This window comes from Bradyrhizobium sp. SRS-191 (assembly GCF_024586915.1).
In the GTDB taxonomy this organism is placed as follows: Bacteria; Pseudomonadota; Alphaproteobacteria; order Rhizobiales; family Xanthobacteraceae; genus Bradyrhizobium.
On the sequence record NZ_JANBVS010000024.1, the window covers coordinates 51,927 to 67,205 of the forward strand.

The window sequence follows — 15,279 nt, forward strand, 5'->3', positions numbered from 1 at the left end:
TCCTGCTACCACCGCCCTATGACCGCACCCGACGCGACATCCGACATCGCAGCGACCGCCGCAAAGCCCGAGGCCCAGCCCGCCCCCACCTGGCGCGAGAGCATGGCCGTCTATCTCCAGCCGCGCGTGCTCGTGGTGCTGTTCCTCGGTTTTTCCTCCGGCCTGCCATTAGCGCTGTCGGGCTCGACCCTGCAGATCTGGATGCGCGAGCTCGGCGTCGATCTCGGCACGATCGGGCTGTTCGCGCTGGTTGGTACGCCCTACACCCTGAAGTTCCTGTGGGCGCCGCTGGTCGATGCGCTGCATGTGCCACTGCTGACGCGCGCATTCGGGCGGCGGCGCGGCTGGCTGCTCTTCGCGCAGCTGCTGCTGATCGCCGCGATCCTGCTGCTGGCGCTGACCGACCCGGCGCATGCGCCGTTCATGGTGGCGCTGGCCGCGCTGCTGGTTGCCGCGACGTCGTCGACTCAGGACATCGTCGTCGATGCGTTCCGCGTCGAGAGCCTGCCGGAGAGCGAGCAGGCTGCCGGCATGGCGTCCTACGTCGCCGCCTATCGCATCGGCATGCTGGTCTCGACGGCCGGCGCGCTCGTCGTGGTCAGCGCGTTCGAGAATTCAGGGTTGTCGCGGCCAGCGTCCTGGATGTGGGGCTATGTCGTCATGGCGGCCCTGGTGCTGATCGGCACGATCACCGCGCTGGTCGCGACCGAGCCGGCGCAGTCGAAGCAGGCGGAAGCCGAGATGAGCGCCGACACCGCGCTCACCCGTGTCGTGCATGCCGCCAGCGGCGCGTTCCTCGAATTCCTCGGCCGGCGCGATGCGCTGGCCGCGCTCGCCTTCGTCGTGCTCTTCAAGTTCACCGACGCCTTCTCCGGCACCATGACCGCGCCGTTCGTCATCGATCTCGGCTTCACCAAGGTCGACTACGCCGCGATCGTGAAGGGCGTCGGCCTCGCCGCCACGCTCGCCGGCGGCTTTGCCGGCGGCTTCGTCGCGCGGCGCTATTCGCTCGCCACGAGCCTCTGGATCGGCGGCGTGGTGCAGGCGCTCGCGAACCTGTCGTTCTCCTGGCTCGCGATCGTTGGCGTCAATCAATGGGCGCTGGCGCTGGCGATCTCCGCAGAGAACTTCACCAGCGCGATCGGCACCGTGATCTTCGTCGCCTATCTCTCGGCCCTCTGTAAGAACCCGCTGCACACGGCGACCCAATACGCCCTGCTCACCGCGCTCGCCGCGGTCGGACGCACTTACCTGTCGTCAGGTGCAGGCTACGTCGCCAAGGCGACGGGCTGGCCGCTGTTCTTCGTAATCTGCGTGATAGTGGCGATCCCGAGCCTCGTGCTGCTCGCGTGGCTGCAGCGGCGCGGGCATTTTGCCGCGTTGGGACCGGTCAAGGTCTGACAGCGGGAGGCCAGCGCTCCAGCGAAGCCGCATCATCCCGCGGCTGCCGATCGTCTGATGCGCCGGCCGCCTGCCGCTCGTCGGTTTGCGGGCGAAACGGCGTTCGTCCCATCCAGGGCTGGACCTCCAGATGTTGCAGCCAATCCTTGACGGTCGGGATCCACCCGAGATCGTCCTTGACGTGCTGCTCTCCGATCGTCCGAACAGGAACGACCTTGCCAATGCTGTTGGTCAGGGTGGCACCGAAGATCGCCTCGCACAGGAAGATCCCTTCGCTGTGGTGCCGCAGGGCGCGATGGCGAACGTCGGCGAGATGCGCCTTGCTCTCGTCGAACCAGTCGTGGATCGCCAGATAGTCGGCAGGCTCTCCTCCGAACAGGCGCGCAGAGCGAACCGCGTGGTGATAGGGATGCGCCATGATCGCCTCTGATTGGCCGCCTCTATTTAGCGATCGTGATGTTCTGCACGATCGGATCCGCTTTGCGGTCATCGATGATGGTGCAGGCCTCGAGATCGACCCAGAACGCCCCATACATGCAATACTCGCCGGTCCCGTATCCTCCACCGAACAGCAGCATCGCCCACTCCTCGACCACCTCATCCGAAATGACGGCGCGCAACTCGGCGAGCTTTTGATGCTTGAAGGTGGCTGCGGATCGAAAACGGGATTTCACCCTACGCAGCTGATCATGAACGCCCATGTCGAGAAGCCGCGCGACCAACGCATCAAGGTCGAGGCGATCCCCGGCTTCGTTCTCGTAGTGATCGAGCCAGGAAAATCCCTCGTCGTGACCGCCATCGTAGCGACAATAGGCCCGCTTGACGCCAGCGGCGCGTAGCGGCGGAACCAGGAGCCCGAACAGCAGCTGCTGGCGCTGCTGGTTGTCCAGGATCTCACGGCTGATCTGCGCAGACGACCGCCGCCGGCTGAACAGACCGTAGAAAATGCTCCACATGGCCGGCGCGGCGTCGGCCGGCGCTGCGGCGGTTTCACCTGCAGGCGTCAGCAGTGAGAACGGGACCGGCTCCTGTTGCCCGCCAAATTCGGGCGCAGGCAGATAGACGAAGTCGCTGGCCCGCGGATCCGGCGGATCAGAGTCCTCGTCGTGCCACTCACGCTCAGACTCGTCGTAGATGAACGGCATTGTCTTCTCTCCTCGGCGGCGCGGCACGCTAACCCGCGGCGGTCGAGGCAAGGAAGGACCATCGCGCAACAGCCATGACTGAGCGAGGATCGCTCGCTCAGCGCTTCACGAGGCTCCACTTCGTCACGACCGCCTCGCTCAACTGCCCCGCATCCTGCGCGCAGGCGATCTCGTCGACCTTGACCGCGATCTGCTTGCCGAGCAGACCCTTCAGCTGCGAGGCCTGCGCGGGGCTGGCAGTGACCAGCTGGAATGTCTCCGGGCCGGTTTCCAGATTGCACAGCCCACTCGGCGGCGGCAGGCGGCGCGGCTCGCTGGTGATCTGATAGGCTGATGACGGCTGGCCCGGCTTGGCGCCCTTGACCTTCAGCGCGCTCAGTTCACCTGACAGCACGTCGCCGGCGTTGAGCGGCTTGCCGGCCTTCTGCGGCGCTTCGCCCTGCTGGGCCAGCACGGAGGGCGCCGAGAGCGCCACACAAATCGCGCCCAAAGCCAGCCGTTTGCCGAATCCGCGTTTCGTCATCATTCACTTCCGTCTGTGCTTAGAACAAGGTCCGCTGCCGCATCGCGGCCGAGAGCGTGCCTTCGTCGAGATAGTCGAGCTCGCCGCCGACGGGCACGCCATGTGCCAGCCGCGTGACCTTGACGTTCGCCTCCTGCAGGAGGTCGGTGATGTAATGCGCGGTGGTCTGGCCATCGACCGTCGCGTTCAATGCGAGGATGATCTCCTGCACCTCCGGCGCATGCGCGCGCTGCACCAGCGCATCGATCGTGAGATCCTGCGGACCGACGCCGTCGAGCGGCGACAGCGTGCCTCCGAGCACGTGATAGCGGCCGTTGGAAGCCTTGGCGCGCTCCAGCGCCCAGAGGTCGGCGACATCGGCCACGACCACGATCATTGCGGGATCGCGCCGTGGGTCGGTGCACACCGTGCACGGGCTCTGCGTGTCGATGTTGCCGCAGGTCTTGCAGACCTGGATGCGGTCGATCGCGACCTGCAGCGCCGACGCGAGCGGCACCATCAGCGCCTCGCGCTTCTTGATCAGATGCAGCGCGGCACGTCGCGCCGAACGCGGCCCGAGGCCGGGCAGCCGCGCAAGCAGCTGGATCAGGCGCTCGATTTCAGGACCGGCGACGGCCATCAGTTCAACAACAGGTACGAGGGACAGCCCGTCATTGCGAGCCGAACAGGCCGCCGCGAGCGCGCTTCACATCTCCCCGTTGGGGAGAGGTGGATCTCATCTGCCGCACCCGACGAAGGCATCATCGACTAGCCGAAGCCGAAGCCGGGCGGCAGGCCGAGCTTGCCGGTGATCGCCTGCATCTTCTCCTGCATCGCGGCCTCCGCCTTGCGGCGCGCATCGCCATGCGCGGTGACCAGCAGATCCTCGAGGATCTCGGCCTCTTCCGGCTTGAGCAGCGACGGATCGATCTTGATGGACTTGACGTCCATCTTGGCGGTCATGCGCACGGCGACGAGACCGCCACCGGAGATGCCCTCGACCTCGACATTGCCGAGCTCCGCCTGCATCTCCTGCATCTTCGATTGCAGCTGTGCCGCCTGTTTCATCATGCCGAGAAAGTCAGCCATCGGAGCACCTCATCATCAGTCATTCTTGTAGAGCATGATCTGTCGGAAACCGGATCCGACTTTTCCGGATCATGCTCTAGAAATCATCATCATCCGATTCGTCCGGCGGCTCGACAGCACTGGCGTCGGATTCAGGCGGCTCGGGGGCAAGCCGGCGTACTTCGATCACCTTGGTGCCTGGGAACCGCGCCAGGATCTCCTGCACGCGCGGATCAGCCTCCGCCGCCGCCTCGCGCTCGCTCTTGGCGCGCAGGTTCTGCTCGCGCAAGGTCGCCTGACCCTGCTCATTGGAGACGATCACGGTCCAGCGCCGCCCGGTCCAGTCCTCCAGCTTGCGCCCGAGGTCGGAGACAAGCGAGCGCTGCGCGGTCCGTTCCAGCGCGATCTCCAGACGCCCCTCCTCGAAGCGGACCAGCCGCACGTCCATTTCGAGCGCGCTCTTGGTGATTAGGTCGCGATTCTTGCCGGCGAGCGCCACGAGCTCCTGGAAGCTCCCGAGCCGCAGCGCCGGCTGATCCTGTGACGCCGGTGACGGCTGCGACGCCATCGCTTGTGGACGCATTCCGCCACCGACGGCGGCAAGCGTCGGGCCCTGCGCACGCGGTGCCTGCATCGGCGCTGAGCTCATCACCGGCGGCGCTCCCGCGCTCATGCTCGGCGCCGGTGCAGAGCGCCCGCCGCCGTTCGTGACAACCGGTGATCCGCCGCCATTCTGGTCGATCATGCGGATGGCTTCGTCCGGCGTCGGCAGATCGGCCGCATAGGCGATACGCACCAGCACCATCTCGGCGGCCGCCGCGGGGCGCGTCGCGCCCTGCGTCTCGGCGATGCCCTTGAGCAGCATCTGCCACATCCGCGACAGCACCCGCATCGACAGCTTGGTGGCGAAGTCGCGCGCCCGCAGCCGCTCGGTCTCGCTGAAGGCGACGTTGTCGGCGGTGGCCGGGACGACCTTCACACGCGTCACGAAGTTCACGAACTCGGCGAGATCCGACAGCACGACCACGGGATCGGCGCCGACGTCGTACTGCTCGCGAAATTCCTTGAACGCCGCGGCGATGTCGCCGCTCGCGAGATGATGGAACAGATCAATGACGCGGGTGCGATCGGCCAGGCCCAGCATCTGCCGGACGTCGTCGGCGCGCACCTCGCCTGCGCTGTGGGCGATCGCCTGGTCGAGCAGCGACAGCGAATCGCGCACCGAACCTTCGGCGGCGCGTGCGATGATGCCGAGCGCCTCGGGCTCGATCGTCACGCCTTCCTTGGTCGCGATGCCCTGGAGATGCTTCATCAGCACGTCGGCCTCGACGCGACGCAGGTCGAAGCGCTGGCAGCGCGACAGCACCGTCACCGGCACCTTGCGGATCTCGGTGGTGGCGAACACGAATTTGGCGTGCTCCGGCGGCTCCTCCAAGGTCTTCAGGAAGGCGTTGAACGCCGCCGTCGACAGCATGTGGACTTCGTCGATGATGTAGACCTTGTAGCGCGCGCTGGCCGGCGCATAGCGCACGCTGTCATTGATCTGGCGGACGTCGTCGACGCCGGTATGCGACGCCGCGTCCATCTCCAGGATGTCCATGTGCCGGCTTTCCATGATCGCCTGGCAATGGGTGCCGAGCACCGGCATGTGGATGGTCGGGCCCTTCACCGAGCCGTCGGGCAGCTCGTAATTCAGCGCACGGGCAAGGATGCGCGCGGTGGTGGTCTTGCCGACGCCGCGGACGCCGGTGAGGATCCAGGCCTGCGGAATGCGGCCGGTCTCGAACGCGTTCGAGACGGTGCGCACGACGGCCTCCTGGCCGATCAGATCCGCAAAGCTGGAGGGGCGGTATTTGCGCGCCAGCACCCGGTAGGGCTTGGCGGGAGCGTCGGCGCTGTCGGGCGGAACAGGTGGGGCGCCAGCGTCAGTCATCGAGCGATCCGCAAGTGAGTATTCCAGGCCGGCATCGATCGCGGTCGTCGACGCAATCGGCCTCGACACAATCAACCGGAGTGCGGTCGAGCGCCCGCCCTGCGCGGGGTCCCCGCCAACTTTGCGCGATTCGCTCGAGAAAACAGGTAGGAGACTGACGAGCGACCCGATCCGGACCTCGTTAGGGCTGCTTCCTTCCGGACCTGACCCGGTTGGCGAGTGGCTCGTCCACCGCCAATCTCCCGCTGCCTATTTGGGGCCAAACGATCCGGAAAGCAAGCGCGAGCTTCGAAGGTCCCGCCCACCGCCCCGCGGGCTTGTGCCGCAGCTCGGAAAGGCTTTAGGTGCCGCCAAAGCTCCCCGCCAGACCGCCTGCCAGGAACACCGCCGCATGCCCGAATCAGCCTGGTCGCTGCATCCGCAACTTGCGAAGGATACGATCGATATCGGCGACCTGCCGCTGTCGCGCGTGCTGGTGATCAAGGACGCCAATTATCCCTGGCTTTTGCTGGTGCCGCGCCGCGAGGGCGCGGTCGAGATCATCGATCTCGACGAGGTCGCCCAGGCCCAGCTGATGACCGAGATCACGCGGGTGTCGCGCGCGGTGAAGGAGATCACCAAATGCGACAAGCTCAACGTCGCCGCGCTCGGCAACATGGTGCCGCAACTTCACATTCATATCATCGCCCGCCGCACCAGTGACGTGGCCTGGCCACGTCCGGTGTGGGGTGTCGCACCGCCCGTGCCGCATGATGCGCAGGAGCTCGAGAGTTTCATCAGCGCCATCAGGCGCAAGATCTGGCTAGGGTGAGAGATGTCGCCATTCGACTTGTTTCCGCTGGGCAAGCCGGCCTTCGTCGGCCATTCGATCGAGCGCGCCGCGCATCTGCGCTTTCATGACGACAAGCTGCTCGCGTTCGAGAGCAAGCCGTCGACGCGAGCCTATGTGGTGCATCGCGATGCGCTGGTGTTGAAGCGTGACGGCGACCAGCTCCGGGCGCTGCTGACGATCGACGAGGCGCTGACGTTCGGCGCCAATCCTGGGACGATCTTCCTCGGCTTGCAGGACGGCGCCGCCGTGTTCGGCATGGGCATTTCCCCCGCCGCCGCTGAGAAGCTCGCCGGGCGTGAGGACGTGTCCGTGACGGAGCTGCGCGGGATGGCGATGCAGGGCGCGATCCCCGTGGACCAGCTCGCGACCATCGCGATGGCCAAGTCCATGGTGTCCTGGCATCAGCGCCATGGTTTCTGCGCCAATTGCGGAGCCAAGACCGCGATGCGCGAGGGCGGCTGGAAGCGCGAATGCCCTAGCTGCAAGACCGAGCATTTCCCGCGCACCGATCCGGTCGTGATCTCGCTCGTCGCCTCCGGCGACAAGTGCCTGCTGGGGCGGCAGAAGCAGTTTCCGGCCGGGATGTATTCGTGTCTCGCCGGCTTCGTCGAGGCAGCCGAGACGATCGAGGACGCCGTCCGCCGCGAGGTGTTCGAGGAGTCCGGCATCCGCTGTACCGATATCACCTACTACATGACGCAGCCCTGGCCCTATCCGTCGTCGCTGATGATCGGCTGCAGCGCGCGGGCGCTGAACGAGGACATCGTCATCGATCGCACCGAGCTCGAGGACGTCCGCTGGTTCAGCCGCGAGGAGGCCCGGCTGATGCTGCAGCGGCAGCATCCGGACGGGCTGGCGGGACCGCATCCGTTCGCGATTGCCCACCACTTGGTCGGCCGCTGGCTCAAGGACGAGGCGTAAGGGTATCGAGAGACCATCGTTGGCCAGTCGGTCATCTCGCCTGACACGCGCCGGACGGCCTGAACGGCGAATCCTTGCCTTGGAACGATTTTCTCTATATGAGGGTTTCTCGACCTTCATATGGAACAAATTTCTCCATGTCCGACGTCTCCGCCCAGAGCCCTGAAGCCAACCGCCGGCTCGACGCCATCGACCGCAAGATCCTGATGGTCCTGCAGGAGGATGCCTCGCTGTCCGTCGCCGAAATCGGCGACCGGGTGGGTCTGTCGTCGACACCCTGCTGGAAGCGCATCCAGCGGCTGGAGGCCGACGGGGTGATCCTGCGCCGGGTGGCCCTGGTCGACCAATACAAGATCGGGCTCGGCATCTCCGTGTTCGTCTCGGTGGAGAGCGCCGATCATTCCGAGGCGTGGCTCAAGAAATTCGCCGAAGCCGTCAGCTCGATGCCCGAGGTAATGGAGTTCTACCGGATGGCCGGCGACGTCGACTACATGCTCCGCGTCGTGGTCGCGGACATGCAGAGCTACGACGTGTTCTACAAGAAGCTGATCAGCGCCGTGCCGCTCAAGAACGTCACCTCGCGCTTCGCGATGGAGAAGATCAAGTCGGTGACCGCACTGCCGGTGCCTCCGGTCTAGCCCGGCCACGCCGCTCGGCCGACGTTTTCTCCACGTCCATCGCTCGGCGCTCGCGAGAGTTGCGCGGCTTTTTTGAGCGTTTCCAATCATCGTTTACTGGAAGTTATTACCGTCCATCTATCATCCAACGTGATGATGTCCGGTGCCACCATACCCTCGTCCTCGCGGGCCTGGCTCAACGCCATGGCGCTTTTGGTCGCGAGCTTCATCGGTGTGGCAGCGCTGTCGCTGCAGGTAGCTCCCGGGCGCGAGATCGTGGCCATCGCTTTCCCACCCTGGTGGAGCGCGCAACAAACAATGCTTGCTGCGGCATCTGCTGACGCAGCTCTCGTGCGAACGACGAATCTGTCGTGGCTGCTGGTGGTTCGCCCCGGAGACCACGATGGCTTGACGCGACTCCGCAAGTCCGGAGCCTGGCTCGTCATCGATCCGCAGGCGGTGGCTGCCTGCTTCACGGACTGAACAAGATCAATATTGGGGGACGGAAATGACGGGCGAGACCGACGATCTGGCGATACTCCGAGATACGACCAGCAAGGTTCTGCTGGCGGTGCTGTGGATCCACGTTCCGCTTGCGCTCATCATCGGACTGTCGCGCGGCGACTGGATGATGCCGACCATGATGATGGTCGCCTTGGCCCTCGCCGCGACGCTGTCCTGGCGCAGCGCCGGCGACGGCCTGTCGACGCAGCTCACGGTCGCCGTGGCCCTCATGGGCGGCGTGTCCGTGCTGGTGTACCAGATGTCCGGACATGCATGGCAGATCGACATGCACATGTATTTCTTCGCGGCGCTGGCCTGCCTCGTCGCCTATTGCGACTACCGGCCCATCGTGGCCGGCACCGTCGCGGTCGCGCTTCACCATCTGGTGCTCAACTTCGTCCTTCCCGCCGCCATCTACCCGGGCGGCTCTGATTTCGGCCGCGTGGTGCTGCACGCCGTCATCCTCCTGATCGAAGCCGGTGTCCTCATCGCGCTCGCATTGAAGCTGACGCAACTGTTCGAGACGAGCACGCGCAAGACGGCCGAGGCCAATGCGGCGATGGCGGCCGAAGCGCGCGCCAATGCCGAGCGGATCGAGGCCGAGCAGCGCAGCCAGCAGCAGGGCGATGTCGCCCGGCGCGAGCTCGCAGAAGGCTTCGAGCGCAAGATCGGCGGCATCGTCGAGGCGGTGGCGGTTGCTGCCAATGAAGTGCAGAACCTGTCGTCCTTGATGAGCAGGAACAGCGCCGAAGCCTCGCGCCAGACCTCGGCGGCGGCCCAGGCCTCGCAGCGGGCGTCCACCAATGTCGAGACGGTTGCGGCCGCGACCGAGGAGCTGACCGCCTCCATCGGCAGCATTTCCCAGCAGGTGACGCGCTCAGCCGAAATCGCCGCGAAGGCCGCCGAGGAGGCGCGCCGCACCAACAGCGTGGTCGAGAGCCTGGCCGCGGGCACGCAGAAGATCGGCGAGGTGGTGACGCTGATCCAGACGATCGCCAGCCAGACCAACCTGCTGGCGCTCAACGCCACCATCGAGGCCGCCCGCGCCGGCGAGCACGGCAAGGGCTTTGCCGTCGTCGCGAGCGAGGTGAAGGCGCTGGCCAACCAGACCGCCAAGGCCACCGAGGAAATCTCCAGCCAGGTGCAGAGCATCCAGAGCGCCACGGGCGACGCCGTCAGCGCCATCCAGATGATCGGCGGCACGATCGCCGAGATCGACGGCATCTCCAAGGAGATCGCCACCGCCGTCGAGCAGCAGGGCCTCGCGACCGGGGAGATCTCGGGCAATGTGCAGCAAGCCTCGGAGGGCACGCGCCTGGTCAGCCAGAGCATGGGCAGCGTGACCCACGCTTCCGATGAGACCGGCAGCGCCGCGTCACGACTGCTGGACTCGGCGAACGGCCTGTCCTCGCAATCCGGCCGACTCAAATCCGAGGTCGATCAGTTCCTGAGGTCGCTGCGAGCGGCTTAGTTCACTGCCTCGCTCAACTTCGGCGAGCATGCTTCGCGGAGAGGCATGCTCGCTCTCGCGCGTCAGATAGTGTGGTTGTAGGCGCCGGCCGTCCGGATGCATTGCGCGGCGCGGCGTTGACCGCCTCATCATGCGGACGCCGGTGGTCCTACAGCGATTTCCCGTCTGTCTCCTTCACGGTCACAGGTTCTGAAGCCAGGAGGCAAGAAGCGCGCCCTTGGGCCGGATGGCCGCTTGTGGAAACGTTCGTTTCACCTGGCTGGGGTTGACGCCATAGCGGCGGCGAAAGGCACGACTGAAGATCTTCTCGGACTGGTAGCCGCAGGCGTAGGCAACCGTCGACACCCGCTGAGCCGCCCCACCCTCTGCGCAGGCCAGGATCCGCATGGCATGCGCCATGCGACGATCCCGAATATGATTCGCGACGCCGCCATCCGTTTCGAACAATTTGTACAACGGAGTTCGAGAGAGGCCGAACGTCGCACAGAGCAGCTCCACGCCAAGATCAGGCCGATGCAGGTTCTGCGCAACGAACTGGCGAACCTGCAGCTCGAGCGGCGCGACATCGCCGCACCGATTGTCCTCGTCCGCGGTCAGGACCGCGTTGCAGATCGCAAGGGCTGCCGAGGTGAGATGATTTCTCTGCTCGGAACCGGCCCGCGTCAGACATGGCCGCATGTTCAACAGATGGTCGGCCAATAGCTTCAGCAGCGGATTGCCGCGCGACGGCAAGACTTTCGCAGCCGGTGAATTCGGAAGGCCGGCATATTGCGCGATATGGCGCCTGGGGATGCAGATCTGGATGGCGGACATGCCCTCGGTCGCGAGCTGAAAGCTGCGCGCAAGATCGAGGACGACGAAGTCACCGGGTGTCGCCACCAGCTCGCCGTCGACATGCGCCATCCGAGTGGCCCCCGCCGTCAGCAAGGCAATGAAGATGTGGTCGACGCCTTGCGTGACGATCTGCGACTGCGTGCGCTCCGCACGGTGCGCGCAGGCCCTGTGGTCGAAGAACAGCATTCGCTCCAGATGATAGCAGCGCAGGAAGATGTCACAGGTTGACGGTGCCGGATTGGCCTGATCGGTGACGAACAAGCTTGCCGTGAGCTCCTGCCACGTCCGGAGCCGGATTAGATCGTCGTCGCCCTCCCAGGATCTCAGATCTATCAGTTTGAGCGGCATGTCCGCGGCGCCCGATTCGTCCTTCGCAGTCATCATCCGCGGGCGCATTACCGCGAGATTACCGGACGTATCGGTCCAACGCTTTTCGAGATGCGAGACGGCCGCGTCCCGGCCGGAGGATGAGATGCTGATCATCGGAGGTAGTTGACGAGAGACAGCTTCGAGATCATCGCGGTGACTTGGTAGCTCGCCTGCAACCTGTTCTGCAGGCTCACCAACTCGGTCACGATCGTCTCGGCCGGGACGGTCTCGATCCGGTCGAGAAGGGTCCGGTGGATCGTCCGGATCACCTTGTTCTCCGATTGCGCCTCCGAGAGCGCGGCCTGGGCCAGTCCGAAATCATTCGCGATTCCGTCGACGGCCTCTCGTGTCGGCAGCAGAGCCAATGTGCGGGATGCGAGCGACTTCGAACGCTCGGCGGCGGCAGCGGTGGTCGCCCCGGATCCGCTCGCGGCGATCGAGGCAAACCCGACCAAGGCCGCGCGAAGGGAGTCCTCGTTGGCCCGGGCACCGACGGCAATCGCGCTGGTGGATGAGGTCCGTACGACCTCCGCTTCGCGCGGCGCCGTGGTCGATGCCTCGCCGCGATACCAGGCGACGGTCGAGGTGGACGCGACCTGGGCGTAGGCCGGCGTGGCTGCGCTGAAATCGATCCGTCGCGCAGCCAGCCCCGGCGCGCTCTGTCCGGCGAAGAAGTCCTGCGCCGCGCGCGCCGTCGAGCTCGCCGCCAGCACCGTATCGGCGGCGCGAGCCAAGGCCCGGCCCAGCGCGACGGAGACGTTCTGCGCAGTCTCCGCGAGAGTTGCGCCGATGGCGAAGTCCGACGTCGAGTCCGGGTCGACCCTCGACTGCGCCTGCAACGTCACCGTGGTCGTGCTGCCGTCGCGCAGGGCCAGCTTGATGGAGAGCTGGTCACCCGCCGCGGGCTGTCGGCCGACATCGATGGTCAACGCTCCGGCCGCACCGCTATTGGCAAAAGTCGCCTGGAGTCCGGGAGGCGTTGCACTCTGCACGCTGGCAATCTTCCCAGTACCGAGCAGCGTCAGCAGGGAAGACGTCGCGTTGGCCGGCGAGCTGATATCAGCCAGATCGGCTCCGCTGAGGTCATACGTCTTCTGTGCGCCGGACGGCAGGTTGACCACGACACGGAAGCGATCGTTCGGGAGCGGCGCCTGGACGAATTGCGGCACCGCGCCTTCGATGGTGCCGGCGGAATAGCTGACCGCCGCGAAACTGCTCGACACCACGGCAGCTCCCGCAAGCGTGAAGCCGAAATTCGCCCGCGCGCCGGGGTCGGTCTCTTCCCTGAGTTGCAGGCTGGTCGAGCTGGGCCGCGACAGCGCCAGACGGCCGATGCCGTCAACTTTGTCCGCCCTGATCTGGTCCGCGACCAGAGCCTTGAGTCCGGCCAGCGGCTTCGAGGGATCGCTGTTGTCGCCGTCGAGCAGCACGGCGGCGCTCGCGAGCGGCGGACGTCGGTCCTCCCGTCCGCCAAACACATAGCGACCGCCGATCTGCGGGTTGAGCGCGGCAATCGTACTCTCGAGGGCATCCCGGGCAAGCGCCTCGCCGGCGCCGGCTCCCGGAGGATTGTTCGCCAGCGCGTTGCGGAACGTGACGACCGATTTCGAGATCTGGGCGATGCTGGCCGAGATCAATTGGACGCGCGGTTGAGCGCTGGCGATCCCGGCATCATAGCCGTCCAGCGCGCTCAGCACCGCGCGGGCACTGAGGCTATCCGAGCGACTTGGCCCCAATTCGGCGAAAGTCTCGCCGACGCGGCCGCTGCTCAACTGCGACGACAATTGATCGATCTGCTGCTTCAGCGCCACCAGGTCGGCGGCGCTGCGGCCGATCGGGGAGCTGTTCGTCGGGATCGTGGGGGAGATCGAGGTCATGACAAGCCTCATGCCCTGAGCAGAAGATCGATCATCTCGCGAGCTGCCGTCAGCACGCGAGCGTTGGCGGCATAGGCCGTCTGCAACGCGATGAGCCGCGACATCTCCTCGTCGATGTTCACGCCTGCGCCTTTGGAGAACCAGGCCTCGGCGTTCGCCTTCGCGACGCTTTGCTGATCGGACACCGCCGCAGCTGCTGCTGCTTCGGAGCCCGCGGACGCCACCATGTCCCGCGCAAACGACATGACGGTCGTCCAGAACGGTGACCGGCTGCTACCGCTCGGCGAAGGCAAGCTCTGCTTGTCGGAGGCCAGCGCGTCGTAGAGAACCTGCGGGCGCGAGAGCGTCGACGCCGACGAGCCGGCCGCCACAAGGGCCGACGTATCGGCCTTCAGCGCTGTGTTCACTGCGAGCCGGGCGGCCAGCCCGAGACGCTGCGAACCATCATCCATCGATCCCGTCACCAGCGCGTTCGCTGCGCCATCGACGAAAACCGCGAGTTTCGGATAGCCACCGGAGAGGTCTCCCGCGTTCTTCGGCTGTGTGACGCTCGCGGCGACGCCCTGGATGTCCGGTCCGTCGATCTTGATGGTGCCGGAGCCGCCGCTCGTCACCGACAAGCCTGAAGCGGCCGCAGTCAGCGCGGTGGAAAGCGCGGCGGCATACGCCTGCGACGTTGCTGGCAGCGTCGGAATCGCGAACGTCTGGACACGGCCGGACGGCTCAGCGTCCAGCGACTTCGAAGCGAGATTGGATGCGACGAGAACGATGCTGCGCGCAGTGTCGCCCGAGCCCACCGAGATCGTGATCGTATTCCCAGGTTGCATCTTCGCCAGGTCATCGAGACGAAGCTCGAAGCCAGCGCCGCGCCGGCCGGCGGTGACCGTCGTGTTGGTGAACGCCTGGGCGAGCCCGAAGGCGAGATCATCGAGCCGGCGCTGGGCGCGTGGCAGGATAGCATCGCGAATCTCGAGGTTGGCGGAGATCGAGCCCGACGAGAGCGCAGCGGCGTCGAGATCGATCCCTGCTCCGCCGGGCAAGGTCGCCACGACGGTGCCGCCTCCGGCCGCCGGCGCCCGGTCGTTGAAGGACAGCCGCGTCGCGGCGCCGCGCTCGACCAATGTCAACCCCGAGTTGGTCATCAGGGTGACGCTGCCGTCGCTCTGGGAGATCGTCTTGACCTCGATATAGCGAGCGAGCTCGTTGATCTGCTGGTCCCGGCGATCAAGAATGCCGGCGCGTGTCGAAGCGTCGGAGATCGTGGTAGCCTTGACGTTCAGGGCCGCAATCGACGTCAGCAGGCCATCCGCGGCGGATACTTCCGCAGCAACACGCTTGTTGGAGCCCTCACGCAATCCGTTCAGTGTATCCGCCATCCCGCGGATCTTGTCGGCAAGAACGGACGCGGCGTCCATCACCGTGCTCCGGCTGCTCGCCGAAGCACTATTCGACGCCAGCGCCTGCAACGATTTCGCCAGCACGTTCATGCGCGCATCCAGCGCGCTGGAATCGGCGGGCCTGCCGTTGAGCTTGTCGATCTGTGCCAGCATCTCCGCTTTGGTCGACGCATAGGCGGCGTGCGAGCTTTCGAGCCGCATCTGCTTCAGCGCCACCTCATCGAAGGTGCGGTCGATCCTGGCGACCGCAACGCCCGAATTGCCGGGTCCTGCAGACTCCGTCGACACGGCGCGCCGCGTATATCCGGCGGAGCCGGAGTTGGCGACGTTCTGCGACACCGTTCCGATGGCCAGTTGCAGCGTCTGCAGCCCGGCGGTCGCGGTATTGAACGCGTTCGTCAACATCAG

At 65.9% G+C, this 15,279-nt stretch carries 15 protein-coding genes and 1 other RNA gene; 6 read left to right on the forward strand and 10 right to left on the reverse strand.

Translation table 11 applies throughout. The features are described 5' to 3' along the window. Nucleotides 1–18 precede the first annotated feature (18 nt). Entirely contained in the window at nucleotides 19–1,401 is a 1,383-nt protein-coding gene (locus NLR35_RS30390; RefSeq protein WP_257170222.1) for an AmpG family muropeptide MFS transporter, read from the forward strand. Here the strand turns inward: NLR35_RS30390 and NLR35_RS30395 are convergent. The 7 genes from NLR35_RS30395 to ffs all read right to left on the reverse strand — a co-directional run bounded on the left by NLR35_RS30395 (nucleotide 1,391) and on the right by ffs (nucleotide 6,292). After that, nucleotides 1,391–1,819, reverse strand: coding sequence for a DUF6915 family protein (locus NLR35_RS30395; protein ID WP_257170223.1), 429 nt, complete (start codon nucleotides 1,817–1,819; stop codon nucleotides 1,391–1,393). The two genes, NLR35_RS30390 and NLR35_RS30395, sit on opposite strands and share 11 nt — an antisense overlap. Before the next feature lie 22 nt (nucleotides 1,820–1,841). Then, complete coding sequence (locus NLR35_RS30400; RefSeq protein WP_257170224.1) at nucleotides 1,842–2,546, reverse strand: hypothetical protein; 705 nt, start codon at nucleotides 2,544–2,546, stop codon at nucleotides 1,842–1,844. 97 nt (nucleotides 2,547–2,643) lie between these two features. Beyond that, a complete protein-coding gene (locus tag NLR35_RS30405; protein ID WP_257170225.1) occupies nucleotides 2,644–3,069 on the reverse strand; it encodes a hypothetical protein in 426 nt (141 codons plus the stop codon). Between the two features lie 19 nt (nucleotides 3,070–3,088). Continuing rightward, nucleotides 3,089–3,688, reverse strand: a complete 600-nt coding sequence (gene recR / locus NLR35_RS30410; protein ID WP_006609565.1) for a recombination mediator RecR — start codon at nucleotides 3,686–3,688, stop codon at nucleotides 3,089–3,091. 128 nt (nucleotides 3,689–3,816) lie between these two features. Next, a complete protein-coding gene (locus NLR35_RS30415; RefSeq protein ID WP_006611474.1) occupies nucleotides 3,817–4,137 on the reverse strand; it encodes a YbaB/EbfC family nucleoid-associated protein in 321 nt (106 codons plus the stop codon). A gap of 76 nt (nucleotides 4,138–4,213) precedes the next feature. Next, complete coding sequence (locus tag NLR35_RS30420) at nucleotides 4,214–6,049, reverse strand: DNA polymerase III subunit gamma/tau (RefSeq protein WP_257170226.1); 1,836 nt, start codon at nucleotides 6,047–6,049, stop codon at nucleotides 4,214–4,216. A 146-nt stretch (nucleotides 6,050–6,195) separates the two neighbouring features. Continuing rightward, an RNA gene (ffs, locus tag NLR35_RS30425) (signal recognition particle sRNA small type) lies at nucleotides 6,196–6,292 on the reverse strand. A gap of 148 nt (nucleotides 6,293–6,440) precedes the next feature. Between ffs and NLR35_RS30430 the strand changes: the two genes are divergently transcribed. From NLR35_RS30430 to NLR35_RS30450, 5 genes are all read left to right on the forward strand, one after another. After that, entirely contained in the window at nucleotides 6,441–6,860 is a 420-nt protein-coding gene (locus NLR35_RS30430; RefSeq protein WP_257170227.1) for an HIT domain-containing protein, read from the forward strand. Between the two features lie 3 nt (nucleotides 6,861–6,863). After that, the gene (gene nudC, locus NLR35_RS30435) at nucleotides 6,864–7,802 is read left to right on the forward strand and encodes an NAD(+) diphosphatase (RefSeq protein WP_257170228.1); all 939 of its coding nucleotides are present in this window, start codon (nucleotides 6,864–6,866) and stop codon (nucleotides 7,800–7,802) included. Between the two features lie 137 nt (nucleotides 7,803–7,939). Then, nucleotides 7,940–8,440, forward strand: a complete 501-nt coding sequence (locus NLR35_RS30440) for an Lrp/AsnC family transcriptional regulator (protein ID WP_257170229.1) — start codon at nucleotides 7,940–7,942, stop codon at nucleotides 8,438–8,440. A gap of 183 nt (nucleotides 8,441–8,623) precedes the next feature. Beyond that, nucleotides 8,624–8,902, forward strand: coding sequence for a hypothetical protein (locus tag NLR35_RS30445; protein ID WP_257170253.1), 279 nt, complete (start codon nucleotides 8,624–8,626; stop codon nucleotides 8,900–8,902). 25 nt (nucleotides 8,903–8,927) lie between these two features. Next, nucleotides 8,928–10,394 (forward strand): methyl-accepting chemotaxis protein, encoded by a 1,467-nt coding sequence (locus NLR35_RS30450; RefSeq protein ID WP_257170230.1) that lies wholly within the window; start codon nucleotides 8,928–8,930, stop codon nucleotides 10,392–10,394. 180 nt (nucleotides 10,395–10,574) lie between these two features. Here NLR35_RS30450 and NLR35_RS30455 read toward each other — a convergent pair whose 3' ends face one another. Genes NLR35_RS30455 through flgK form a run of 3 tightly spaced genes read right to left on the reverse strand, consistent with a single transcriptional unit; the run spans nucleotide 10,575 to nucleotide 15,276 of the window. Continuing rightward, on the reverse strand, nucleotides 10,575–11,711 hold the full coding sequence (locus tag NLR35_RS30455) for an AraC family transcriptional regulator (protein ID WP_306577805.1): 1,137 nt from the start codon (nucleotides 11,709–11,711) through the stop codon (nucleotides 10,575–10,577). Further along, the gene (locus NLR35_RS30460; protein WP_257170231.1) at nucleotides 11,708–13,474 is read right to left on the reverse strand and encodes a hypothetical protein; all 1,767 of its coding nucleotides are present in this window, start codon (nucleotides 13,472–13,474) and stop codon (nucleotides 11,708–11,710) included. Before NLR35_RS30460 ends, NLR35_RS30455 begins: the two co-directional genes overlap by 4 nt. Before the next feature lie 8 nt (nucleotides 13,475–13,482). Then, nucleotides 13,483–15,276, reverse strand: a complete 1,794-nt coding sequence (flgK, locus tag NLR35_RS30465) for a flagellar hook-associated protein FlgK (RefSeq protein ID WP_257170232.1) — start codon at nucleotides 15,274–15,276, stop codon at nucleotides 13,483–13,485. Nucleotides 15,277–15,279: the final 3 nt, after the last annotated feature.

Excerpts from the sequence above, each read along its gene's own strand:
- NLR35_RS30395 (WP_257170223.1), bottom strand. The coding sequence starts at position 1,819 with ATGGCGCATCCCTATCACCACGCGGTTCGCTCTGCGCGCCTGTTCGGA.
- nudC (WP_257170228.1), top strand. The coding sequence starts at position 6,864 with ATGTCGCCATTCGACTTGTTTCCGCTGGGCAAGCCGGCCTTCGTCGGC.
- NLR35_RS30430 (WP_257170227.1), top strand. The coding sequence starts at position 6,441 with ATGCCCGAATCAGCCTGGTCGCTGCATCCGCAACTTGCGAAGGATACG.
- flgK (WP_257170232.1), bottom strand. The coding sequence starts at position 15,276 with ATGTTGACGAACGCGTTCAATACCGCGACCGCCGGGCTGCAGACGCTG.
- NLR35_RS30455 (WP_306577805.1), bottom strand. The coding sequence starts at position 11,711 with ATGATCAGCATCTCATCCTCCGGCCGGGACGCGGCCGTCTCGCATCTC.
- recR (WP_006609565.1), bottom strand. The coding sequence starts at position 3,688 with ATGGCCGTCGCCGGTCCTGAAATCGAGCGCCTGATCCAGCTGCTTGCG.
- NLR35_RS30460 (WP_257170231.1), bottom strand. The coding sequence starts at position 13,474 with ATGACCTCGATCTCCCCCACGATCCCGACGAACAGCTCCCCGATCGGC.
- NLR35_RS30405 (WP_257170225.1), bottom strand. The coding sequence starts at position 3,069 with ATGACGAAACGCGGATTCGGCAAACGGCTGGCTTTGGGCGCGATTTGT.
- NLR35_RS30440 (WP_257170229.1), top strand. The coding sequence starts at position 7,940 with ATGTCCGACGTCTCCGCCCAGAGCCCTGAAGCCAACCGCCGGCTCGAC.
- NLR35_RS30390 (WP_257170222.1), top strand. The coding sequence starts at position 19 with ATGACCGCACCCGACGCGACATCCGACATCGCAGCGACCGCCGCAAAG.
- NLR35_RS30420 (WP_257170226.1), bottom strand. The coding sequence starts at position 6,049 with ATGACTGACGCTGGCGCCCCACCTGTTCCGCCCGACAGCGCCGACGCT.
- NLR35_RS30415 (WP_006611474.1), bottom strand. The coding sequence starts at position 4,137 with ATGGCTGACTTTCTCGGCATGATGAAACAGGCGGCACAGCTGCAATCG.
- NLR35_RS30450 (WP_257170230.1), top strand. The coding sequence starts at position 8,928 with ATGACGGGCGAGACCGACGATCTGGCGATACTCCGAGATACGACCAGC.
- NLR35_RS30400 (WP_257170224.1), bottom strand. The coding sequence starts at position 2,546 with ATGCCGTTCATCTACGACGAGTCTGAGCGTGAGTGGCACGACGAGGAC.
- NLR35_RS30445 (WP_257170253.1), top strand. The coding sequence starts at position 8,624 with ATGGCGCTTTTGGTCGCGAGCTTCATCGGTGTGGCAGCGCTGTCGCTG.